Here is a 25,373-nt window from a genome sequence, read left to right on the forward strand (position 1 = left end):
GGAATTTTAATTATGTCTATTGTGCCCAAAAAAATAAGCTCTCCATCTGATCTGAAGAAATTAATCATAGATTGTGATGGTAAGATCACTGTTGACCCCTATTCAGGCGAAATCACAGGTATGAAGGGGGAGGTTGAGACAGTCTTAGGGTCAGTAAAAGGGCGTATTAATTTTGATTCGCAAGGAAATGTCGAGTCTGTTGAATTCGGAGGTTCTAAATCATTTAAGCTAGCTGAAATTGGGGCTCAAGTGACAGTTGGCGATGACCAGTTTATAACCGAATTAAGTGCTTCGTTGGGTGTTGAGGCAAAATTTATAAATGCCGAAGTGGGTGTTTCTGGAAGTATTGAATATACTGATGGCTCTGTACTATTTAGTGTTACAGCAAAAGGCGAAGTTGTAGTTAATGCTTTCGGATATGCAGGAAAAGTTTTAGAAGGGGACTATACTAAAGACTGGGTCTTGAATGAAGGTGATGGCGCTGTAGGAGAGGGCGGCACCGTCAGCGGAAGAGTAGAACCGTCTTCTGATGATAACACTCCTTCGTCAGGTAAGGTTAATCCTGACACCCCTGATACACCTGACACCCCCGATACACCTGACACCAGCTCAACAAATACACCCCAGCCAGATAATCTGGTAACTCCTACCCCGCAAAACAATACTTCTCAGACTATCCCCCGCAATAGCACTTACAAAATCCAGCCCGATGACACTTTGACTGCGATTTCAAAAAAATCAGGTGTACCAGTTGATGTGCTGCGTGAGCATAATAATATTGATGACCCAAACAAGATATATGCAGGCGCTGACCTTGAGATTCCTACTAAGGATAAAGAAGCCGAAATAAAGCAGAGAATCAAAGACGAACGCGAAGCAGCAATAAAAAAAGCACAAGAAACAAAAACTGCCGAAGATACAGCCACAACTTCTTCTGAAAATAATTCTGACCCTCATGATCAGAAAGATGCAGATAGTGCTGATGATCCTGCAAATGAAGACAATCCTACTGAAAATAAAGATGAACAGAATGCGTCCTGTGAAGATCAAGACGAAAATAAACCAGCTGAAGAGAATGCAGACGCACCAGCAGTAGATAACGTCATCACCGGAACCATCGGTTCCATTGTCGGCTCCCATATTGGTATGGCCCTTGGTATAGATGGGCGTTTTGAAGCTGCTGCTGTCAGTGCCGTGGGCCAGACTTTTGGGCGGAATATTGGTGAAGTTGTCGGCGGTAATATTGATGCTTTTGATGATTTTCTTATCGGTAGCGGGCATGAAGATAACGACCTTCCTTTTGAAGATTTTTCCTCTAGCGATTTCGGCCAGAATCTAGTCGGGGCTGGGGTTGGACTTGCTTCATCATTTCTTACATCAGAACTTGCCAATCTATTAGATGTCGGTGGAGACTTCGGTGGGGCTTTGTTTGAAACGGTCACGGATTTCGCAATTTCGTCCGTTCTTGAGCAAGGGCTTATTGCCGCTGATTTCAATCCAATTTTAGAAGGTGGCGGTAAGCTCTTCGACGGTATCGGTGGGCTTTCAGATATTGGTAACTGGGCCAACATGGGGGGCGGATTTCTGGGTGGTTACCTGGGCCGTCAGGTCGTGGATATTGATACCCAGGCCGAGGCCATAGGTAGTTCCATCGGGTCAGCCCTCGGAGCCTGGGGCGGTGCGGCGGCAGCATCCAGTATTATTGAGATGGCCTGTATCACCCAAACTTGTATCCCTATTCCTTTTGTCGGAGCTGTTATTGGTGCCTTTGTAGGTACCATTATAGGTTGTTTCTTTGGTGGATTGTTTGGCGGCAGCAAGCCTGAGCCTCCGCCGCCGCCACATGCCGAGGCTGTTATGGAGCTCAATGCGGACGGTGAGTTCGAGTTGACCCATATGGAAATGGAGCATGGCGGGGACGGTGGCGGACTCGGTGAAACGATCTCCACCATGGCCGACACCCTGAATGCCCTTATTGAGGCCAGCGGCGGTTCTATCCTTAATGTCGGGGATATCGGTAAAGTTACCATCGGCTATACCAAAGATGAGAAGCACCTTAACGGTGAACCTATTGATTCCCTTTCTGATGGTGTTGATAGGGGGCTGCTGGCTACCATCCGCAGCATTCAGATTGAGGGTGGCGATCCTATCATCAAGCGGGCCATTTATAATTCCCGAGCCACCACGATTGAGGAGCTGCTGGAAGATGTTCAGGCTGCGGAGAAATACCGCACCTACGTTGAGAATCAGGACGAGATTGACCAGTTGCTGGAGGCGGAAGGCGAGATTGAAGAACTTCTGCAGAAGGCCGATGAGCTAGCGGCTGATTCAGAGGTAACCCCTGCTGAATTGCGTGCTCAGGCCAACAAGATGGCCGAAGAGATTGAGTTCTGGAAGGATGTACTTAAGCAAGTAGAAGGACTCCGACTTGATCAAGAACATTATTCGGATGGCTTCAGCAAGCTCGGCAAGCTGCTGGCAGCCAGCGGAGTGAATTTTTCCGGGCAACATCTGAATGACCTCTCCATGGAACTTTCCCATGGTCGGCTTACTATTGCTGTTAATGATCCGGAGAACCCGGATGCTGATTTTTCTGACCTCCAGCCTCGTTTTACTATTTCAGATTGGGATAATTGGAAGAAAGATTCTTCCATGCTGACTCTGTCCGACGGGACTATTGTTTCCCTTGGTGGGCTGGTGGAAAGTTTCGGTGTTACCGAGAACTCCGGCCCTGTTAATCTGGGTGAGGTCATGGCCGAACGTCTCGGCACTGATGGTATCTCCGGTACCGATATGAATGATGTGCTTGGCGGCACAAGTGGTGATGATGTCATGTCCGGCGGTAAAGGACGCGATACACTCAAGGGTGGAGCCGGGAACGATACTGCCGATTATTCAAGCTCGGATGCCGGTGTGGATATTGATTTGGCCGCAGGCACAGCTAAAGGTGGTGATGCTGCGGGCGACAAGCTGGTCAGCATCGAAAACCTTACTGGTTCCTCTCAGCGTGATGTCCTTAAGGGGGACGCTAAAGCAAACGTGATTGACAGCGGAGCGGGTGATGATGCCATTGCTTCCGCTGGCGGGGATGATGTTGTTCTCGGTGGAGCAGGTGAAGATGTTATCAATGCCGGGGCTGGGGATGACGTTATTGATGGCGGTGCTGATTCAGATAATATTTTCGGTGATGGTGGGCGCGACCGGGCTTCCGGAGGCGCGGCCAATGATTCGGTCTTTGCAGGGGCCGATGATGACTTTGCCTCCGGTGGTGATGGAAACGATATGCTTTCCGGAGGTTCCGGGGACGATGTTCTGATCGGTGGTTCCGGGGACGATGTGCTCGTGGGCGGCGAAGGCAGTGATTACCTTGTAGGTGGTACAGGCACTGATACTGCTATTTTTGATGGCGATGCCGGTGACTATATCATCAAGACTGAGAATGGACGGACTACCGTACGTCGCAAGGACGGTACCGGAGATGAAGATGTCCTTAAGGATGTAGAATTTTTCCAGTTTGACGATTCCGTTGTCAACAGGCTTGATACAGTTGTGGCTTCAGGTGGAGCAGACGAAGAGGAAGAAGAGGAAGAATATAAATCTTCCGGTTCCCGTGTGTTGCCTTCCAGAGCCAGCATGATGGCCATGGCCGCAGCTTTGGGTATTGCCGCAGTGATGGCAACCGATGAGTCTTCGGCTGCCGATGAATTTTATGATCTTACACCTGATCAGGTGGTTGGAACATCCGGCGGAACCGTTACTGGTGATGACGCGCAGGATGTGGTTGTTAATGCAGCAGATCAGGCGGCGGACATTGAGAGCTCTTTGTCTGAAAACACAGCAACAAACGGGGCTGCAGAGAGTGATAATGTAGTTGTTCCATCAGATGAAGATAGCGCAGATGAGGAGCAGCTGGAAACAAGCTCTTTTAGTTCTGTTGCTATGCCGGAGCTGGATCTGGAGCAGAGTGCTGAAGCAGAACCGGCAGAGGGCGGAGAAGTTTCTACCGCCGAGGCTGTTGCAGAAGATGATGCTGAAGAGAATGTTGAAGTTGAAGAAGACGGAGAGGGGGCTGAGATAAATGGAGATAGCGACCCTGAACCTGAAATCCTTATCGCAGAATCTTCTCCCTCTGCCAGCGGAGATGAAGATAGTTCCATTGATCTGGACTTGAACGTACATTTAAGCAATCCGGGAAAGGCCTTAATCATAATTTCAGGAGTGCCTGAAGGAGTCTCTCTATCTGCAGGAACTCATACAGGATCAGGCAATTGGACTCTTGAATACAGTCATCTGGAAGGTCTCAAGTTACTGATGCCGAATGACTGGGCTGCGGATTTTGAATTGGGGCTTTCACTAACCCAGTTCGGTGCGTATTCCGTTAAAAGCAAGGTCAGTTCCTTTACGGTCCAAGTTCAGGCTACTACCAATGCTCCGACTCTTACCGTTGTTGAGGAAATCTTGGCTGTCTCCGATACCAGTACAGGCGAGCTCATGAACGGTACAGCTGTAGAGGATACTTTCCATGCCGGTGGAGGTGACGATACTGTTTACGGTGCTGCCGGTAATGATGTTATATATGGTGACAGTGCAAAAGGATTGTCCACTTCGCCTCTGGTAATTGATTCTACAATGGTGCAGCCCGATGCAGACGGGAGTGAAACCCTGACTTTGGCTGTGTTCGGTGTTCCTGTCGGAGGGTATCTTAGTGCCGGAACCGAAATGCCGGTTGGATCGGGAGTATGGAGCCTTACAGCCGACCAGATCGAAGGGCTTGAAATAACTGTTCCCGCAGGTGCTGAAGATTACACCGTTGCAGTCATTGCCACCACAACCGATATTGATCCTGATACTGGGCCTGTTACAGCTTCCAGCGAGCCAAAAGAAATCACAGTTAAAGCTTCCGACGTTGCCGGGGATGATGAATTGCACGGCGGTGCTGGAGCTGATGAACTGCGTGGAGAAGACGGTGCCGATGTTCTTTGGGGTGATGCCGGAGAAGATAGCCTTTATGGCGGTGACGGCAATGATGTCTTACATGTGGATGCGGACGATAAAATTTATGACGGCGGCGACGGTTACGATACTCTTGTTGCAGATGGAAGCACAGGGATCACAGTCGATCTTGGTGAGAATAATATTGAACGCGCCTATGGTGGAGCTAACTCCGACAATATTTATACTTCAACCTCCGCATCAGTATATATTGATGGTGGAGCCGGAACTGATGCCCTCACAGGGAATGACGGTGATGATACTTTAATCGGTGGTGCCGGAAATGATGCGTTTCACGGCGGCGACGGCGATGATACTCTTTATGTGGATAGTGAAGATACCATCATTGACGCCGGGGAAGGTACGGATACGCTTATCGTCACCGGTGACAGCGGGCTTGATATTGATCTTAGCGCGGCCGATGTGGAGATTGCTGTCGGTGGAAATCATGCAGATACATTTCGGATTAGCGGCGTAGAATCCATTGTTGCTGATTTAGGAGACGGAGACGATCTGGTTCTGTCCGGTTCGGGCCGAGATGTTCTCTCCGGCGGCGATGGTGAAGATACAGTCTCATATGAATTGTCCGATACTAAGGTTTATGCCAGTCTTGCCGTCGGTTTTGCTGGAGTGGATGGATATGCTGAGGCAGATTCTCTGGACGGTTTCGAGAATATCATAGGATCTTCGCATGATGATGTGTTGACCGGGGATGATCTTATCAACAAGTTGGTTGGTGGTGCTGGAAATGATAATCTGATCGGTGGCGGTGGCGACGATATCCTTACCGGAGGCATTGGCGATGATGTAATTGAAGGTGGAGATGGTGACGATGTCGCAGTATTCAGCGGAAAGTTTTCTGATTACACCGTAACCAAAACCGAAGACAGGGCAGCCTCTGTTGTCTGGAACGGTGCCTCCGGGACCGATTCTGGTAGTGACACGGTATCCGAAGTTGAAACATTGCAGTTCGATGATGCTGTCATCTATCTGGATGGGCGCAACAACAGACCTTATACTCAGGCGGATACCGCATCCACTCGCGAAGATACAGCTGTAATAATTTCCAAGGAAGACGTTTTTGCCAATGATATGGATTTTGATGGCGACCCCATGCATATTTCTAATGTCTCTGCAGCGGTAAACGGCTCTGTCAGCCTCACCTCCGGTGGTGATATCAGGTTTGTGCCTTCGCATAACTATTACGGCGAAGCCTCTTTCACTTATACCGCCTGCGACGATAAAGGGCTGGAGCATTCTTCTACAGTGAGCGTTACCGTGGAGGCGGTTAACGACGCTCCGACAATTCAGGCCGGTGGGGCCCAGTATTCCGGCCAGCATTCACCATACAGCGGCTCTGGACGTGTGCTCGGAACCGATGTTGATGATTCTTCGCTAACCTATCAGTTAGTCTCAGGGGACGGATTTTCTGTAAGCAGTGACGGTTCTTTTTCCTACGATGGAGGTAATCAGACAGACTCCATGGTCGTTCGTATTACCGACCCACACGGTGCCAGTTCCACTCATACAATATCTATCACCAACCCCGAAAAGCCTGATGGCGGTGGAAAAAAGCCTATAGCCATGGATCTGGATAACGATGGTCTGGAATTTATAGGCATTGATGATTCAGATGTCTATATGGATGTTAATAATGACGAGTTCATAGAACATTTGGCTTGGGTAAGTGGCGACGATGGTTTGCTTGCATTCGATCGTAATGACGATGGTAAGATTGAAGGTTTTGACGAGATTTCTTTTGCCGCTGACCATGATGATGCCCGCACAGACCTTGAGGGATTGGCTCTGGGCTATGATTCCAATAGCGACGGAGAGTTCAATGCTGAGGATGATTTATGGGATCGTTTCGGAATTTGGCAGGACGCTAACGAAAATGGAATCTGCGAGCATGGAGAATTTATCGGCCTCGAAATAATTGGAGTGTCTTCCATTGGTCTGAGTAGTGATTGGCAGGCCGAGCGTTTGGGCGATACCGTATTATTCGGGAAGACGTCTTTCGAGACAACTGATGGTGAAGTCGGTGTTATGGGGGATGTTGCTTTTCTGTATGACGATTCTCGTTATGTTCGTATCGATAATGACGATGGGTCTAGCCGGATTGTACAAGTGGCCGAAGATACAGAGGAAGGTAGACAGGTTCTCAATGAAATGGTGGATGAGGTAATTGCCGATATTCAGGAGCAGAATAGTAAGACTGAGCAGCAAGAAGTTACGGAAGAGAGTGTCGAGAGTGATGTTTCCCCTGAAGATATGTGGCTACAGGATCAGCAGGACAGTGACACTCCAGGACTGGAGGATGGGCCGGAAGAGAGCTTTAATCATGATGTTTCTCCTGAGGATGCGTGGTTACAGGAGCAGCAGGGCAGCGATATTCAAGGGCTCGATGATCCGCCTGCGGAGAGTCTTAATGGAGATGTTTCTTCTGGGGATGCGTGGTTACAGGAGCAAGCTGTTGAATCGTTTGATAACGATGAACAACCTTATGAGAATAACTCTGAATCCATTTCAGATTCACGTTCAGATTCAGGTATTGGAGATGGGGGGAGCGTAGCAACTGAAGCTTGTCAGGTTGCTGAAGCTATGGCCGTATTTGATTCTCCGGACGATTCTTCTGCTGAAATTGATTCCGCAATAATTGATTTGAATATGGATGTTTACATTGATGAAGCTATTGATGCTGATGCCAGATAAAAACAATGAGACCGAAAAAAACTGAAATAATTGAACAGGTAAAGCAGGTTACTGCTCAGGTTATGGGGCTGAACTCTTTGAGATTGAAGGAAGAGTTCCACTACATTGCAGATTTGGGTACAGATTCTCTTTCAATGCTGCAGATTAAGCTGGAGCTGGAAGATTTGTATGACATAGATATACCTGACGAACATATTACAAAAATATCCAGTATCGGTAGTACCGGCGATTATCTTTTAGAGCGATTGAGTGAGGGATCATAATGAATATTCGCCCTGCAATGCATTCAGATGTCGAAGCTGTAGTTCAGCTTGGGAAAGAAATGCACTCCTTAGGTCGTTTTAAAAATATCAGATATGATTTTACAAAATGCCGTCAGGCCGTCAGGCATTGTGTGGATAACCCCGGTTCCTTTTTTTTCTGTATTGCAGAAACTGATGAAAAGGAAATCATCGGTTTGCATATGGGAATGCTTCAGGAGTATTTTTTCAGCAATCAGGTAGCAGCGCAATCGATTAGTTTTTTTGTAACGCCTGAGTACCGTGGGTCATCGGCTGCTTTGAAAATGTTATACGCTTTCAAGAAGTGGGCGAAGAAGCGAAATGCCATTGAGGTTGTTTTCGGTACAGGTATTTCTGAAGGAGCTCCTTTAGCTGTTATGGATAATTTTATGAAAAGGCTCGGTTTTGAACTCACTGGCGGTAACTACGGCTTGTGGATTAACACGGACCAAAGTGTGGGATAATATTTTTAATGATGACGAATTCAGAAGACAACCTTGATTTTGAGGCAGCGGACAGGAGTTTTATTAAAGAAAGAGGCGGGGAAAGTTTCAATAATTATTTTGGAATTCCTGATGGTTCTGCTGTTTTTGAGTCTGTGGTGAAGTTGCTTCTTAACTCTCCTTCCCATGATCATTTATTCCTTTCGGACATGAAGTGGCTAGTGTTGCCTCCGTTACAGCTAAGGCAGTGCAAATTGTATCGCCAGCAGGGGGTTGCCGTGGCTTTTGCTTCTTGGGCGATGCTGTCTCCTGAGGCAGAGAAGGATTTTATTCGTAATAAAAGACTGCGTCCAAGGGATTGGGATTCCGGAAATAGATGCTGGCTTGTTGACGTGGTGACTCCCTATGGTAATTCGGAACAAGTCATAAAAAATTTGACTAGGACAGCTTTGAAGGAAATACCGGTTCAAACTCTGCAGTTCCACAAAGACGGTTTTAGAGTTGTTCAACTGGAAGAAATGCTGGCAACAACAAATCAGTAATAAAAAATATTTTTTTTAGGAGAATAGGATGAGTGAAAAAAATAATAAATCTGGTCACTGGAGTCAGAAGAATACCAACGTTAGAGGAGCAAATGGGGAACCCATCACAATGGCTGGAGTTCTCGGAGAGATAACTTGGGTTCTCTCACAGCACCGCTCTCACCGTTATATGTTTCTTGCGGATTTGGAATGGCTGGTAATGCCTCCGGTGCTGGCTGGTCAGTACAGAATATTCCGTACTGAGGAAGGTCCGATCGGCGTCGCTCTGTGGGCATACTTGTCAGATAAAGCCGAAAAAAGGATTTCAGAAGGGTTGGGGCGTATTGCCCCTGTTGAATGGAGGAGCGGAACGAATCTTTGGATTATTGATTTGATAGCTCCTTTCGGTGGGGATGATAAAATGATTGAGGAATTGAAAAGCAGCGTATTCAAAGGACAGTCGTTTAAATATCCCAAAGTAACACCCGATGGTCAGAGAACAATCGTGGAAGATAAAGGATAACTGGTTCTCGGCGTAACTGTATTGCTCTTTAATGGCAGTAGCTTGTGAGTTGCATGAGTGAAATAGGTGAAATTATTATGCATACCAATGTTAATGGATTGGCCGGTTCAAGTCATTCCAACGAAGGACATACGATTGATAGTGGATTGGCCTGCACTGCATTGGCATTGAATCTTCTTGAACTTCCTTCTGATGCTAAAGAAATCAGGAGAATTGTCGGAACCTATGAGCTTTTTACTGTCAGCGATATTATACGGGCGGTGAGGGAGTCTGGTGCAAAGGCAGACCAGCAGAAGACCACATGGGAACGGCTTATCAAGTTGCGTTTTCCACTTATTGCAGTGTGCAAGGAACAGCGTTTTGTTCTTGTTGCTGGTGCTGAGGAAAATAAAATTCTTATTCGTGATCCTCTGCAGTCAGGGACGCTCGTCCTGACCAGGGAAGAGTTTGAAGCGCAATGGGAAGGGGTGGTTGTTCTTGTTGCTAACGCCAGTCAGAAAAGCTCAGAAGCAACAAAATTTGGGTTTAAATGGTTTTTACCGGGGTTGTTCCGCCAGAGAGGTTTGCTTACGCAAGTTCTTTGTGCATCTTTTTTTGTGCAAATCTTTGGGTTGATAACTCCTCTTTTCACAATGGTTATTATTGATAAGGTCCTCTCTACAGGAGGTATGAGTACTCTGGATGTACTTGTTTTCGGTCTTATCATAATTACTGCATTTGATTTCATTATTGGTGCTTTTCGAGGATTTCTTTTTCGACATATGACCAACCGAGTCGATGTTGAGTTAGTTGCACGCCTATTCAGACATATGAGCAGGCTGCCAATGAGTTATTTTTCTTCCCGTAAAACTGGCGATACTGCTGCACGTGCCCGTGAGCTTGAAACTATCAGGAATTTTTTGACAGGTCCTGCTTTGACATCCATGACGGACTTTCTGTTCACTTTTGTATTTCTCATTGTCATGTATGTTTTCAGCCCGTTGCTTATGGTTATGGTGATGATTTCTATTGGATTGCTGCTCTTGCTATACGGAGGTCTTGCTCCGAAACTTAAGAATCGTTTACAGAAGAAGTTTGAGGCCAATACCGATTCGCAGTCATATCTGGTGGAAGTTATTTCCGGCATGGAAACCGTGAAGGCAATGTCGGTTGAGCCTCAGTTTCAGCGGCAATGGGAAGATCTAGTGGTGGGGCACACTAGGCAGGCCAAAGATTCGGAAAATCTTTCCAACATAATCGGGTTGATTTCAGGAACGATCAATAAGCTCACTGTTGCTATCTGTCTTTGGGTGGGGGCTAAGCTGGTCATTTCGGGAGACATGACTGCAGGTGGTTTAATCGCTTTCAATATGATGGTAGGGCGGGTTCTTGCTCCTGCAATGCGAATTGCTCAAGTTTTTCAACAGATTCAACAGGCTAAAGTGTCTGTTAACCGTGTGGGAGATATTATTAATTCACAAGTGGAGCCTGCAAGCGGCTCAAGCGTGGAGAATCTTCCTGCTTTGCGTGGCAATGTGCGGTTTGAAGATGTTTCTTTCAGTTATGGACCTGAAAGCCCTTGTGTGGTTGAGGATATAAGCTTTGATGTAAGAGCCGGTGAGATTGTCGGTATTGTCGGTTCGTCCGGGTCTGGTAAGAGCACCCTAATGAAGCTTTTGCAGCGTCTTTATACTCCCCAAAAAGGTCGGATTCTAGCTGATGGCATCAATGTTTCTCAAGTGGAGCCGTCATGGCTTCGTAGGCAGATAGGAGTTGTTCTTCAGGAGAGCATTTTGTTTAACCGATCAATTAGGGATAATATAGCACTGACAGATCCTTCATTATCCATTGAGAAGGTTGAATATGCTGCTAGGCTTGCTGGAGCTGATGAGTTTATTCGTGCGCTGCCCCAAGCTTATGATACTATTGTGGGGGAACGTGGCGCCACTCTATCCGCCGGGCAACGGCAACGTATTGCCCTAGCGCGCGCTTTGGTAGGTAATCCTCGCATTCTTATCTTTGACGAGGCGACCAGTGCTTTGGATTATGAATCCGAACGTATTATTCAACATAATATGCGGAAAATATGTCAAGGCAGGACTGTTTTTATAGTTGCTCACCGTTTGAGCACTGTACGAATCGCGGATCGAATTCTTACGGTAGAAAAAGGTCGAATAGTTGAAGACGGACCTCATAAAGTGTTGCTTGCTTCCAATGGGCGTTTTGCCCAGCTTCATGCGATGCAGGAGGGGCAGGTTTGATGAACGAATCTAATAAAGAGATCATGCCGTTGCCTCAGCGTATAAAAAAAATGATTCAATTCACTAAAGCCGGTTTGAACCAATGTTTTGGTTTTATGAGGTTGGCTCCGAAATCAGTTTGTGATGGAATTCACTGTTATAAAAATAGGTACAGATCTAAGGAGGCTGAATACCTTTCCGGCATTGATGCTGTTGTGAATGCGCCGCTTCCTACGATTGCCTGGCTTCTTCCTGTAGCCATTATGGGACTTATTTCAGTAGCTATATTATGGGCCACGTTTTCTCAAATTGACATTATTTCTCCAGCAACAGGGAAAACAATTCCTTCCGGGCGGGTCAAAGTGATCCAGGCCCCAGAGCTTTGTGTAATCAAAGAGGTTTTGGTTCAAGAGGGGCAATCAGTAGAGGCCGGACAGACTCTTATTGCATTTGATCAGACTGAGGTTGAGGGAGATGCTCTCGATATTAGTAATCAGCTTGACCGTCAGTATGCAAGGCGCGCTAGGCTTGCGGTTCTTTCCGAGTCTGATGATAGCGTCGGTGATTTTATGGAACCAGCAGGGGTGCCGCAGTTTTTAGTCGAAGCAGAAAGGCGGATCATGTATTCTCAATGGGATTCATTTTGCGCCGAGATGGCTACTCTGGATCAGGAGATTGCAGGAAAGGAAGCAGAGTATGAAGAGACTCTTGCTCAGTTGGAAAAGATTAGAAGTATGGTCGGATTTGCTGAGAGGCGGGTTGAACGTCTTGAAAAGCTTTTTCAAGAAAAGGCGGTATCAAGATCTGGTCTTGAAGAGATGGAAGAACAATTGGTTGAGAGGAGACAGTCTGAGTCGGTCCTGACACAGACGGCGAAGAAGATCGAGACTGAGATTGGTTACGCAGTTGAACAACGCAGGACAGCTGCTGAAAAATTTCATCATTCAATACTTACGGAACTTTCAGAATGTGAACAGCAGATAGTGACTCTGGAGCAGGATCTTCACGCAGTACAGCGCCGTCTAGCAATGAGGACATTGAAATCTCCCATTAAAGGTACAGTTCTCGACCTTGCCGTCCATACCAAGGAAGGCGTAGTTGAGCCAGCATCTGTACTCATGCGTATTGTACCTAATGAGAGTCACCTTGAGGTTGAAGCTAAGATTTTAAACCGCGATATTGGCTTTGTGAGTCCTGGACAAAAAGTTAAGGTAAAGGTCGAAACTTTTGAGTTTACAAAATATGGAGCCATTAATGGTATAATCCGTAAAATTGCTAACGACGTAACAATGGATGAGCAATTAGGACCGGTATATCGGGCTCTTATTGAGATGGAACGCGATACTATAAAGGTGGGAGATAAACCTATCAGACTTATTCCGGGGATGTCAGTCACAGTTGATGTTAATCTTGGATCAAGACGTTTAATCGAATATCTTTTGACACCTGTTTTGCGGTATAAAAATGAAGCCTTGAGAGAACGCTGATTGGATAAGTCGGAACTAATAAATTTTAATTTTATTTCAAGTGTTTATGTGATGTTTTCGATTCCTGCCGGGGTCACCATATAGTACGAAAATAGTACAATATTAAAGGGTTAACTCATTTTCAGAGTTAACCCTTTTTGTTTTTGGGGGAGTGTTAGCCAGAAGTGCGACACTCAATGCCAATGCTATTAGATTTTATTTTATGATTTTTGTTTCGTTTGATGTGGTGAGCTCTGTTTACCGAAGATTTCTGTGGAGTGGTAAACCAAGCAATAGATCCCGTAGGGGAGTACGAGATCTATTGGTGAACTTGGTGAGTGGGGGAGAGCTAAGTTTAAAGAAAATTATATTGTCTTTTTTAGCGCATATTTGTTATAGTTAATGCGTTATTTTGTAAGTGCAGGCAAAAATAAGTCAAATAGTTTAGAATTTTATCACATATAATTGAATGTGGTAGGCTTTAATGGCTAATTCAGGATGTAAGTGTGTGGGGTTTGTCTGTTGCGATAAACGCTTTTATGAATGTGAGGTGGCGGTAATGATATCTTCTGGTAAACTGAGCTTAAAAATCAAATTTTTGGTTTTAACTATTGTAACTATATTTCTTTTTGTAGGACTTGGTTTACTAGGTCATTTAGGTGATAAAAATATCATTTGGCCTGTTGTTCTCGGTGCAAGTGTTATTTCTCTGTTTTTTTATTTTTTGCAGATTAAGATGCTAATTCGTCCGTTGGCTGAAATTGAAGAGGTTGTTAATCTCGTAAAGCAGGGGGATTTTGAAGCCCGTCTTGATGTTGATTCTAGTGATGGGATTGGTGGTCTAGGTGCTAATTTGAACCTTGGTTTGGATAAGGTAATGGACAAGATTTATTGGTACGAAAGTCTGCTTGATGCAATCCCGTGGGCTATTTCGGTTACTGACATGGATATGAATTGGACATTTATAAATAAAGCAGCAGAAGATATAACTTCTTCTACTCGAGAAGAGGTTCTTGGTAAGCAATGCAGTAATTGGGGAGCAGATATTTGCAAGACAGAACGATGCGGAGTTGAATGCTTGAGACGAGGAGAGGATGTATCCTTTTTTACTCAACCTGGACTTAATATGGATTTTCAAGTTAATACCGCATATTTGACTGATAAAGAAGGAAATAACGTAGGTCATATTGAGATTGTTCAGGATATTACTGAAGCAAACGAGATGAAACGTAAAACAGAGCGGGCATTGAAGGATGGTATGCTCATGGCTGCTGATAAATTAGGGACTATTGTCGAAAATATTACTTCTGCCTCTGAAGAACTTTCCAGCCAAGTTGAAGGAGCTAGTCAGGGGGCAGATACTCAGCGAGAACTTGCGGCTGAGACTGCAACAGCAATGGAAGAAATGAATACTACTGTTCTTGAGGTCGCTCGTAATGCCGGTGATGCCGCATCCAATGCTGATACCACACGTTCCAATGCGGAAGAAGGTGCTGACGTAGTTGATAATGTGGTTAAATCTATTGCAGAAATTAGTAGACGTGTGGAAGGGATGCAGCAGATTGTTGATGAGTTAGGAGAACAGGCTCAAGGCATTGGTCAAATTATGAACGTGATTACGGATATTGCAGATCAAACTAATTTACTCGCTTTGAATGCTGCTATTGAAGCTGCTAGAGCTGGAGAAGCCGGCCGCGGGTTTGCTGTTGTCGCTGATGAAGTTCGTAAGTTGGCAGAGAAAACTATGCAGGCTACTACTGAGGTCGGGCAATCCATCTCAGCAATTCAAGGTGGGACTAAGAGTAGTATAGAAAATATGGAGATGGTTGTTGATGTTGTTAATAAGAGTACTGACCTTGCTCAAAAGTCAGGAGTCGCTCTTGAAGGAATACTAAGACTTGCTGAGGGCACCTCAGATCAGGTGAGTGCAATTGCTACCGCTTCTGAAGAGCAGGCTGCCACTGCTGAAGAAATAGCAAGGCACACTGGACAAATAAATCAGATTTCCTCTGAGACAAGTGCTACAATGAGCGAGGCAACAGAGGCAATAACAGATTTGGCAAAGCAAGCGGGTGAGCTACAGAGATTGATAGAAGAATTGCGCAACGCTTAGTTGTAAGAGTTTCGATTTCTGCCGTGGTCACCAATAAAATAAAGGGTTTGCATCGATTTAAGATGTGAACCCCTTTCGTTTTTTCCGCCTATTTTCTGCCTTATTGCCCCATATATTTAGTTGAACAAAGTTTCCAAATAAAAAAGCAGCCAATCCCAATTGAGACTGACTGCTTTGGTTGATTGTTTAGAAGCTCATCAAATGTGTTTTCAACATTTACACAATATTTAGCTTTTCATTTGATTAATAAGGTTTTGTAAAACCTGCGCCTGTCGGGCCATTTCATCAACAGCTTTTGTTGATTCCTGCATTGCTTTTGTTGTTTTAGACGATATGTCAGCTACTTGAGCGAGGGATCTGTTGATTTCCTCACTTGTGGCTGATTGTTCTTCAGATGCTGTTGCTATGCTGTGAACCTGCGCTGATGTTTCATCTACAAATGAAACGATTGAATCTAGTGCCTCACCGGATTCTCCTGAAAGTTCAGCTGTTTCGTTAATTTTGGTGACTGCAGTTTCAACGTGTCCTATGTTTGCCTGTGTTCCCTGCTGGATTTTGCTGATAGCAGCGCCTACTTCCTGAGTGGCAGTCATTGTTTTTTCTGCAAGCTTACGAACTTCATCAGCGACTACAGCGAATCCTCGACCTGCTTCACCCGCTCTTGCAGCTTCAATGGCAGCATTAAGTGCAAGGAGGTTTGTTTGATCAGCAATGTCTGATATTACTTCCATAACTTGGCCGATACTTTTTGCATCTTCACCTAAGTTTGTAACATCTTCCTTAAGTTGTTTTGCGACAGACTGAACTTCTTCCATACTAGCGAGAACCTGAGTGACAATATTTGATCCCGTTTGCGCTTTTTCCTTTGTCTGGTTTGCTGTTTCTGCGGAACTGGAAGCATTTTGAGCGACCTCTAAAACAGTTGCGTTCATTTCTTCCATTGCTGTTGCAGCTTCACTAATTTGAGCATATTGGTCAGTTGTACTTCGTGTTGATTGTTCAATTTGCGCTGAAAGTTGTTCTGAAGCTGATGTTACTATGTTTACAACTTCTTCAAGGTCTCTAGCTGCTTGAAGCTTACCTTCTTTTTCCGCTCTAGCAGCCTGTTCTTTAGCTTCATTTGCTTCTTCAACTGCGACATTTGCACGTGCAGCTTCTGCTTCTGCAGCTTTGCTTTTTTCTTCGGCTTCAAGGATCATTTGTTTAAGGTTTTCGACCATTCTTTTCAAAGCATCAGCCAAAACACCAATTTCATCAGCTTGATTGATGTCTAGTTCCTGATCAAAATTACCATTGGCTACACTTTCTGCAAAGTGCACTGATTTTTTTACTGGTACAACGATTGCCCCTGTCAGAAACCAGAGAGCTACACATGCTAAAACGGCAACTCCAGCACCAGTAAGGATTGCTGTTTGAAAACTGCTGTTTGCATTTTCAGCCATTTCGTTATTAAGTTGAATTGCTTCAGCAAACACGACATTTCTTGGGACTTCTATGAGAACAGCCCAAGGTGTTCCTGTGTTACCTAAGGGAATCGGTGCCATAGCCAAAACAAGACCATCTTCTTTCCCTAAATTGATATAGGATTCTGCCGCCTTGATTTTTTGGCTTATTTTGTCTGCATATTTATTGCCTGTTTGGGATATGGGTTTTCCAACATTTTTTTCATTGGAACTGTCTGCGACAATTATGCCCATATAACTGATTACCTGTACTGTGGACCTGCCTTCATAGAGTCCTTTAGCGACATCTTTCGCAAGGTCCTGAACGAAGTCCAAACGAAGATCAGTTCCTCCGATTCCAACAAATTTGTTGTTAATACGGATGGGGACGGACATTGTGGTTAGCATTTCTTGTTTGCCTTGTACTATATAAGGAAACGGGTCGAGTATATTCTCTTTACCTGTTTCTCTTGGATTCAGATACCATCCTCCTTTACGCACTCCATTGGGATGCAGAGTGGCATCTTCATACCCGACAAGAGCCTGTCTTGCTATATTTCCATTTTTATCCCTGTTCCAGTAAGGAACGAATCGTCCTGACTCATCATATCCATCTGCCTTTTTGCCTTGGTATGCGATATCATTGCCGTCAATTGCATCTGGCTGCCATGCGCTGTATGCCCCTAAAAATTCGGGGTTATCTTTTAGCGTTGTGAGGAGAATATCATTAAAAACCTTTCGTATATCAATGTTGTGTCTGGTTCCATCGTCAGATCGTATGGATTTGAATGCACTGGCAATGGTTCGTGCGGTATCAATATTTTTTTCAAGCTTGGACTGAATCACTCCTGCTTCACCTTTGGCGATTCCTAAAAGTCCTGTAGCTGTAGACTTTTCAATTAGGTTATCAACCTTTGTTCTTACAAATTCACTGGTATTGTTTTGCTCCCAAATTTGTAATGATATGATTGAGATTGCAAGGATTGCGATACAGCATGCAGAACTGAGTACAATTTTTGTTTTGATCGATTTAAAATTCATCTGTCCTCCTATTTCTCAAATATTTTGAGTGTTTTTCTTTATAGGCAGATTGTGTGTTTTTTGAAAGTCTTATTGTTAATTGTTTTGGTCTGCTTCGCTCAAACGAAGAAACCGAAATATCCGTCATAATTTAAACAATCATATTGTAGCAGCCACAACGATTTGGTTAAGTCCTTAATCTGCGTCACAGAACATTCCTTTTGTCCTCCGCATCTGATCTACAGAATCAGCCCGCCCCGGTAACCAAATCAAGACAATCAGAATAACTCCACTTTACAACTACCTCCCCTCCAAACCCGAAAGTCCAGTTTGCCTATTTTACTGTTTTGCGGGATCCATGTTGCATTTGCAACGGACTGGTTTTCAAAACTGCTATAATCCATATTTAGAGTGAGTTTTGGGGCAAATATTCTGACGAGGGTTGGGAGATTCTGGTTAAGAGCTTGTTCCGCGTACAGTATGGTAAGATACTCCCAAGAATGGAGACAATATGAGTTCAGAAAACAGAAAGCCGAGCCTGCTTTGGGCTTTTCTAACCTTCGCGATTCCGGTTGCGATTATTTTGTACGGTACTGTCGTTATCGGGGTACGGCCCCCGGTTCTGCCGCTGCTTGTTGCTGTCGCTGCTGCGGGCATAATGGCCCTGAAGATCGGGTACAGCTGGAATGAGTTGCAGGAGGGCATGCTCTCGGCAGTGGGGCGTATTCAGCTTGCCGTTGCGATTCTCATGCTTGTGGGCATGATCATTTCCTCATGGATGGCTTCCGGTACCATTCCGGCAATTATTTACTGGGGCCTTAAACTGATTGCCCCGGAACATTTCCTTTTATCCACATTTATTTTGTGCTCCGTGGCATCGCTGGCAACAGGTACCTCTTTTGGTACTATGGGTACTATCGGTGTGGCCTTGCTCGGTGTCGGGGGCGCAATGGGTTTTGATCCGGCATGGACAGTGGGTGCGATTGTTTCCGGCGCATATTTCGGTGATAAGATGTCGCCTGTATCCGACTCAACCAACATCACTGCTACTGTTTGTGACGTCCCGCTCTTTACGCATATCGGTTCCATGCTGTGGACTACTGTTCCTGCTGCTTTGATAGCAATTGTCGGCTATATGATTCTCGGTTCCATGCATACCGGGGATGTTACCAGCATGGGCAATATCGATACCATCCTGACTTCCCTTGAGGCCAGCTTCTCGCTTTCCCCCATTGCTTTTGTGCCTCCGGTTCTCATGATTGTACTTGCATATAAGCGTCTGCCTGTTCTGCCGGTCATGGTGATCTGCGTGGTCAGTGCCCTCGGCATTGCAATGCTTGAAGGGGCAACCCTTTCCACATTGGCTAAGCAGCTGACCTCCGGCTACAAGGCCGCGACTCCTTCTCCTGAATTGAACAAACTGCTTTCCCGCGGTGGACTGATGTCCATCATGGTAACCATCCTGCTGCTTACCAGCGGTATGGCTTTCGGCGGTATTCTGGAAAAGGCAAGGGTTCTGGAAGTCCTGATGGACGCGATGCTTCGCGGTGCGCGTTCTGCTGTTTCACTTGTGGGCGCAACCCTTGGTGCTGCCTACATCATTCTTCTGGGTACCGGCAGCCAGATACTGGCAGTTGTTGTTCCCGGGCGGGCGTTCGGTGAGAATTACAAGAAAGCGGGTATAGCACCGCAGGTTCTTTCCCGAACCTGTGAGGATGCTGGCACTTTGGGTTGTCCTTTGGTTCCGTGGTCCGTTCATGCTTTTTATATTCTCGGCGTGCTTGGCGTCAGTGCTGTGGATTACGTTCCATATGCATTCTTTAATGTCATCATTCCTGTTATTTCTATTGCTTGCGCTGCTACCGGAATCGGCATTATCAGAACAGACGACAAGTCGGCCCGTTCTTTGATGACCGCAACTGAGTCCAAATCAGATTAATTATACGAGGTAGACTATGTCACAAGATAAAATTAAAAACGTTCTTTTCATAATGCTGGATACATTGCAGTTCAACTATCTGGGCTGCTACGGCAATAAAGAAGTCAAAACTCCGCATCTGGACAAATTTGCTGAAGAGGGATTTCTCTTTGAAAATGCCTACAGCGAAGGACTCCCGACCATCCCGGTCCGCCGTGCCCTGCTTACCGGGCGCTACACCCTGCCTTATGGCGGATGGCGGCCGCTTACTACCGAAGATACTTCTATTACAGACGTTCTCTGGTGCCGTGAGGTTCAGACTGCACTGGTTTATGATACTCCGCCCATGCGTCTTCCCAAGTACGGATATTCCCGCGGTTTTGACTATGTCCGTTTCTGCAACGGTCATGAGCTGGACCACGAAACCTTCAGCAACGTACCTCTGAAAGAAGAGTTCAAGGGCGAGGACTATCTTTCCCCCAACTGGCTGAAGAAGAATGAAGACGGCGAATACGATGATTCGAGCAAGTCTTTGATCCGTGAAGCTGAATGCTATCTTAAGCAGCGTCAGAACTGGAACTCCGATGCGGACAACTATGCTTCTGTCGTCATTAGCGAAGCCGATAGCTGGTTGAAGGAAAAACGCAATCCTGAACGTCCTTTCTTCCTCTGGCTCGATTCATTTGATCCTCACGAGCCTTGGGATCCGCCGTCTGTATGGGAAAACAAGCCTTGTCCCTACAATCCGGATTACGATGGCAATCCGCTGCTGCTTGCTCCCTGGACCGAGATCGATGGGGTTATGACCGAAGAAGAGTGCGAGCATATCCGTGCCCTGTATGCTGAAAAGGTTACCCTTGTTGATAAATGGCTTGGAAAACTTTTCGATTCTCTCAAGGCTCAGGGCCTTTGGGATAATACTATGGTTATCGTCACTTCCGACCACGGTCAGCCTATGGGCAGCGGTGAACACGGTCATGGACTGATGCGTAAGTGCCGTCCCTGGCCTTATGAAGAACTGGTTCATGTTCCTCTGCTGGTTCACGCTCCGGGTATGGAAGGCGGCAAGCGGGTAGAATCCTTTGTTCAGAACGTGGACATCACCGCCACTGTTCTTGACGGTCTGGGGCTCGGAACAGATGCTGTTGATGAGACCGGACATGAAGGTATCTCCACCTATGATGCCGATGATATGCACGGTATCAGCCTGCTGCCCGTTATGCGAGGCGAAACAGATACTGTCCGTGATTTTGCCATCGCCGGATACTACGGCATGTCATGGTCCATCGTTGATCATGATTACAGCTACATCCATTGGCTGCAAAAGGAGATAGACACCGACTCCATGAACAAGGTATTTTATGACGGTTCGGGGTCTGGCGGTAATGCCGGTGCTCAGTCTGCAAAACTGGAAATGAAGGAAGACATGTGGACTTGTGTACCCGGAGCGGAAGTTTCGGTTCCCCAGTCCGACGAGCTTTACGATCGTCGCAAGGATCCTTTCCAGTTGAATAATATCATTGAAAGTAATCCGGAAAAAGCTAAGGAAATGCTCCAGAAGTTGAAACTCTACATAGGAGAGCTGAGAACTTCCTAACTCTTGATTGATTATAATCCCGGTTCCCTCGCATAGGAGCATATATGTCTACACTTAAGATCGATGAATTCTGGCGAATCAAAGGTAATAGCGATGTCTGGAACAAGGTTATTGACCTTGGTGTCCGTCAGGAATTCAAGAAGGGTGAACATATAATCCTTGCGGGGGAAACGGTTACTGAGCTGCATTATCTTCGATCCGGATCAGTTCGCATGGTGCGTACCTCTCTTGGAGGTAACGAGAAGGTTATAATGCATGTGGAGCATCATTCCCTTTTCTGTGAAGTTCCGTTTTTTACCGAGGAACCGATCACCAGCTCTTTTAGCTGCCATGAAGATGCTGTTGTGTATTCTTTTCCTAAGGATACCGTGGACAAGATGCTGGCGGTGCATCCTTCAATTGCCAAGGATATCATTCGTACACTTTCCATGAAAGTGAGCGTTCTCAGCAACCAGTTGGCATCTCTTGGGCTTGATACCCTTGAGAAGAGGATAGTTAAATTCATTCTGTTGCGTTATAACTCAACTGAATTGGCAGAGAACGATACTATTTCCTTAGGCTCCCTCAGTATGAAGGGAGTCGCTTCGATACTCGGGGTTCATAGAGCCTCGTTATACAAGGCACTAAAGTCCCTTGAGAAAGCCGGATACATTAGAATACTGGCTGAAAACAGGTTGCAACTGCTGAATATCGATGCTCTTGCGGCTATCGCATATCATTGATTTTGATTAGTTAATAACCATATTGATTCAAAGGTGGATACCAATGAGTGAAATTAAAGATATTACCGAACTGGCCTCTGTTGAGCATTTTGGCTCTTTGGGTGAGGCTATTGTTATTTTTTATAAGGAACTTTGCCCTCACTGCAAAAACATGGAGAAGGTGCTCGTTAAATTCGGTGCCAAGGCTCCGCAGGTTGCTCTTTTCAGCGTGGATAGTGAAAAACATGCGAACCTGATGTCCGAATATGATTTTGAGCGCGTTCCTACACTGCTTTTTATTCGGGAAGGTAAAGTGATCAAGACCCATTCCGGGCTTATGAATCCACGTGAGCTGAAAGCCCTTTACGCATCCCTGTAACATCATGAGCAATGCATATGATCTGATAATTCTTGGGGGCGGTGTCGCGGGGATGACCTCGGCCATCTATGCGGCCCGGGCCAACCTGAAAGTCCTCTTGCTGGATGAGAACGCTTGTGGCGGGCTGGTCAACTGGACCAAGGTGGTTGAAAATATGCCATCTTATAAATCCATTGGCGGTATGGAGCTGGTTGAGCGTGTTCAGGAACAGGTAGAGGCTCTCGGGGTTACTGTCGAAGAGGCAGCCTGCATTGATTCAATGGATCTTTCCGGAGCAATCAAAACCATTGAGGCTGATGACGAAGTGTACACTGCCAAGGCTGTAATTGTCGCCACAGGACGAAAACCGGCCCCGTTGGAAGTTGCTGGTGATTGCGAGCAGGTGCATTATTGTGCCGTTTGTGATGGCTCGGCGTATATCGGCAAGCGGGTTCTCATTGTAGGGGGGGGCAATAGCGGTTTTGACGAAGCTCTTTCTTTGCTTGATCTGGGGATCAGCGAACTTACCCTTGTCGAAAAAATGGACCGTTTTTTTGCAGCTTCTTCTACGCAGGCTCAGCTTGCGGAGCGTAGTAACGCTACCATGCATCTCTCAACTGAAGTTGTGTCCGTAAACTATAGTGATAAGCTTGAGTCTGTCACACTTCGCAACGTTGAAACAGGCGAAGAGCATACCCACGAATGTGACGGTATCTTTGTTTTCATGGGTCAGCATCCCGGAACAGAACCTTTTGCTGAGTTTCTTGATCTTGATGCAGATGGTTACATTATTACGGACGAAGACATGGCGACATCCATTCCCGGAGTGTTTGCTGCAGGTGACGTAAGGCCCAAGAAGTACCGTCAGATCACCACAGCCATGTCCGATGGGACCATAGCGGCCCTCGAAGCTGAACGTTTTATCCACAGCATTAAGTAAATGATGTCAGGGCTCAAGATTAATATTCTTGATCCTGACACAAGCAGGGCTGAGCGGGCCGCAAGGCGGCTCCGTTCCCTCCTGAAAAGCGAGAACGTTCCGGCTTGTGTTCAGGTTACGACCTGTTATCTTGAAATTTCAAGGCAGGGCCTCAAGGGTAAAACTCCTGCTATTTCAGTGAACAATATAAAGTACCAATGTAAAAGTCTAAACGACTCCCTTCTTGCCGAATTTTCTGCATGGCTGGCCAGTAATATGGACCGTCATTCATAATTTTTTTGTTTTTAGTGAGGAGTACTGGTACGGATTGGGATTCAACCGTTGTTGCCAGCGCCAGTTCCAGAAATTGTGATCATTTAGTCAGGCTTCCTGTTCTGGTGTCGCAGGGTCGATTCAGCCGGGGGCATCATAGAAATAAAAGCCTTACGAAGAATTTTCTTTGTAAGGCTTTTGGTTTTTTTTGGTTGCTATTGGTAATGGCGTTGATATTTATAGGGGCTCCCCCTTTTAGTGTTCTGCACATTGTTTCTAATTGACCTGAGTCTTTTTATTAGAAAGTAAATTAACGGTATTTTGAAATACGATCTCTAGTTTTTAGCCTTTTTTTTGCCATAAAGTTATGAAAATGATAATATTTCAATATGTAATTGATAATTGTCTATGAGATCAGTGTTTGAAATTTGTATATATGAATAGGTGAGTTATGCGTAAGTTCTATGAAGGTAAATTAATAAGGAAGGCCATTATTATGGTTCTTGCTTTTAGCTTTGTAGGTCTCCTGATCGTTTTTTATTTTTATTTTAAATCCTTGGATGATTTAGCTGCTGAAAATATGCGCCAAAGGGTAATGGTTGCATTAGAGGTTGAAGCAAGTATTCAGCAGGAGATACTTGAAGAGTATACTTTTTGGGATGAAGCATACGAAAATTGCATTGAAAATGTGAATGAAAAATGGATTTCTCTCAATACAGGAGACTATATATTCAGTCAGCTGGGTGTCGCTTTTAGCTTGGCGATAGATCCGAGTGGGACTTTCACTTATGTAGATGCTGCTGATGAGCAAGATGTAAGTATGTATAAGCAGCTGCTTGGTCCAGAGATAGATTTGCTTTTGAAAAAAGTGCCGGAAAGTTCTCTGCCAACAAAGGTGGTTAGCGGGTATATCAATATTAATGATGAGTTATATCTTGTAAGCGTCGGTCCATTTATAAGTGAGAAAACAAAGCAGGTGCGTTCTCCTGCTAGTTATCTAGCCTTCGGAAAGAAAATGAATGCTGATCATATTAAAAAAATAGGCGAAAAGTATAGATTAAACAGTCTCGATTTCAGTCTTGAATCTGAAGATTGTGCGCATAGCCTTCAGATACGTGGCCAGGAAAACAATTTAATTGGATGTGTAGTCTGGGAGAGGGTTTACCCCAGTCGCGAAATCTTGCCGTTTCTTACTTTGGTGGTTTGCTTATTCTATCTCATCGCTAGTGGTATTTGTATGGTCGTCCTGAAGCGGGAAGCCGGGAATATTAAAGAGCAGGAAGAACATTTATATTTCATGGCCACCAAAGATTATCTCACAGGGGTCAGCAACAGAAGACATGTAATGGAACTCGGACAGCAGATGCTTGCCGCTCATCAAAGGAGTTCGTGCAATCTTTCAGTGCTGGTATTGGATATTGACCATTTTAAGACAATAAACGATCAGTTCGGGCATGAAGTTGGCGATCGCGCACTAAGCTCATTTTCTACTCTTTGTTCTAGGGTGCTGCGTTCTTCTGATGTTTTCGGCCGTTTCGGCGGAGAAGAGTTTTTAGCTGTTCTTCACAATACAGGGTTAGATGAGGCCGTTGAGGTGGCTGAAAGGATGCGCAGAACTGTTGAAAAGGGTTCCGTTAATAGTGATGATATTCCGCAGTTAACCGTAAGTATAGGTGTCGCTGTTGATTTTGCCGGAGATGATTTTGAAATGATTATACGCAGAGCTGACGAAGCCTTGTTTGAAGCTAAATCAAAAGGGCGTAACAGAGTCGAAGTTTACGATGGGACTGATGTCGGCTAACTAATGATTGATCCGGGCTTAATTTAGATGCTTTGAGCAATATAAGCTTCATTTAATCGAGAACAGCACCAGCT

General features: G+C 45.5%; 16 protein-coding genes. 15 read left to right on the forward strand and 1 reads right to left on the reverse strand.

All coding sequences use genetic code 11. From position 1 onward, the window contains the following. The first annotated feature begins 12 nt into the window (after positions 1–12). The 8 genes from ACNI23_RS02555 to ACNI23_RS02590 all read left to right on the forward strand — a co-directional run bounded on the left by ACNI23_RS02555 (position 13) and on the right by ACNI23_RS02590 (position 15,270). Entirely contained in the window at positions 13–7,704 is a 7,692-nt protein-coding gene (locus ACNI23_RS02555) for an SPM autocatalytic domain-containing protein (protein ID WP_420246544.1), read from the forward strand. A 5-nt stretch (positions 7,705–7,709) separates the two neighbouring features. Next, complete coding sequence (locus ACNI23_RS02560) at positions 7,710–7,967, forward strand: acyl carrier protein (protein WP_420246546.1); 258 nt, start codon at positions 7,710–7,712, stop codon at positions 7,965–7,967. Beyond that, positions 7,967–8,449, forward strand: coding sequence for a GNAT family N-acetyltransferase (locus ACNI23_RS02565; RefSeq protein ID WP_420246548.1), 483 nt, complete (start codon positions 7,967–7,969; stop codon positions 8,447–8,449). The genes ACNI23_RS02560 and ACNI23_RS02565 overlap by 1 nt, the downstream gene beginning before the upstream one ends. 8 nt (positions 8,450–8,457) lie before the next feature. Beyond that, positions 8,458–8,970, forward strand: a complete 513-nt coding sequence (locus ACNI23_RS02570; RefSeq protein ID WP_320176137.1) for a toxin-activating lysine-acyltransferase — start codon at positions 8,458–8,460, stop codon at positions 8,968–8,970. 28 nt (positions 8,971–8,998) lie between these two features. Beyond that, on the forward strand, positions 8,999–9,472 hold the full coding sequence (locus ACNI23_RS02575; protein ID WP_320176136.1) for a toxin-activating lysine-acyltransferase: 474 nt from the start codon (positions 8,999–9,001) through the stop codon (positions 9,470–9,472). A 53-nt stretch (positions 9,473–9,525) separates the two neighbouring features. Beyond that, complete coding sequence (locus tag ACNI23_RS02580) at positions 9,526–11,712, forward strand: peptidase domain-containing ABC transporter (RefSeq protein ID WP_420246551.1); 2,187 nt, start codon at positions 9,526–9,528, stop codon at positions 11,710–11,712. Further along, on the forward strand, positions 11,712–13,178 hold the full coding sequence (locus ACNI23_RS02585) for an HlyD family type I secretion periplasmic adaptor subunit (RefSeq protein ID WP_420246553.1): 1,467 nt from the start codon (positions 11,712–11,714) through the stop codon (positions 13,176–13,178). The genes ACNI23_RS02580 and ACNI23_RS02585 overlap by 1 nt, the downstream gene beginning before the upstream one ends. A 463-nt stretch (positions 13,179–13,641) precedes the next feature. Beyond that, a complete protein-coding gene (locus ACNI23_RS02590) occupies positions 13,642–15,270 on the forward strand; it encodes a methyl-accepting chemotaxis protein (RefSeq protein ID WP_420246555.1) in 1,629 nt (542 codons plus the stop codon). Positions 15,271–15,497: 227 nt separating this feature from the next. On the opposite strand, the gene ACNI23_RS02595 is transcribed toward ACNI23_RS02590, so the two are convergent. Then, the gene (locus tag ACNI23_RS02595) at positions 15,498–17,753 is read right to left on the reverse strand and encodes a methyl-accepting chemotaxis protein (RefSeq protein ID WP_420246556.1); all 2,256 of its coding nucleotides are present in this window, start codon (positions 17,751–17,753) and stop codon (positions 15,498–15,500) included. Positions 17,754–18,243: 490 nt separating this feature from the next. Here ACNI23_RS02595 and nhaC point away from each other — a divergent pair, with 490 nt between their 5' ends. From nhaC to ACNI23_RS02630, 7 genes are all read left to right on the forward strand, one after another. Next, positions 18,244–19,671, forward strand: coding sequence for a Na+/H+ antiporter NhaC (gene nhaC / locus ACNI23_RS02600; protein WP_420246558.1), 1,428 nt, complete (start codon positions 18,244–18,246; stop codon positions 19,669–19,671). 16 nt (positions 19,672–19,687) lie between these two features. Continuing rightward, positions 19,688–21,247: a sulfatase gene (locus ACNI23_RS02605; protein ID WP_420246560.1), complete on the forward strand. Its 1,560-nt coding sequence runs from the start codon at positions 19,688–19,690 to the stop codon at positions 21,245–21,247. Positions 21,248–21,291: 44 nt separating this feature from the next. After that, entirely contained in the window at positions 21,292–21,969 is a 678-nt protein-coding gene (locus ACNI23_RS02610) for a Crp/Fnr family transcriptional regulator (RefSeq protein WP_420246562.1), read from the forward strand. 43 nt (positions 21,970–22,012) lie between these two features. Beyond that, positions 22,013–22,327: a thioredoxin family protein gene (locus tag ACNI23_RS02615; protein ID WP_420246564.1), complete on the forward strand. Its 315-nt coding sequence runs from the start codon at positions 22,013–22,015 to the stop codon at positions 22,325–22,327. Positions 22,328–22,331: 4 nt separating this feature from the next. After that, positions 22,332–23,246, forward strand: a complete 915-nt coding sequence (locus ACNI23_RS02620; protein WP_420246566.1) for an NAD(P)/FAD-dependent oxidoreductase — start codon at positions 22,332–22,334, stop codon at positions 23,244–23,246. After that, entirely contained in the window at positions 23,247–23,519 is a 273-nt protein-coding gene (locus ACNI23_RS02625; protein ID WP_420246567.1) for a hypothetical protein, read from the forward strand. It abuts the gene before it with no gap. Positions 23,520–23,949: 430 nt separating this feature from the next. Beyond that, positions 23,950–25,299, forward strand: coding sequence for a sensor domain-containing diguanylate cyclase (locus tag ACNI23_RS02630; RefSeq protein ID WP_420246568.1), 1,350 nt, complete (start codon positions 23,950–23,952; stop codon positions 25,297–25,299). Positions 25,300–25,373: the final 74 nt, after the last annotated feature.

It is taken from the genome of Maridesulfovibrio pacificus (SeqCode) (genome assembly GCF_048612815.1).
In the GTDB taxonomy this organism is placed as follows: Bacteria; Desulfobacterota; Desulfovibrionia; order Desulfovibrionales; family Desulfovibrionaceae; genus Maridesulfovibrio; species Maridesulfovibrio pacificus.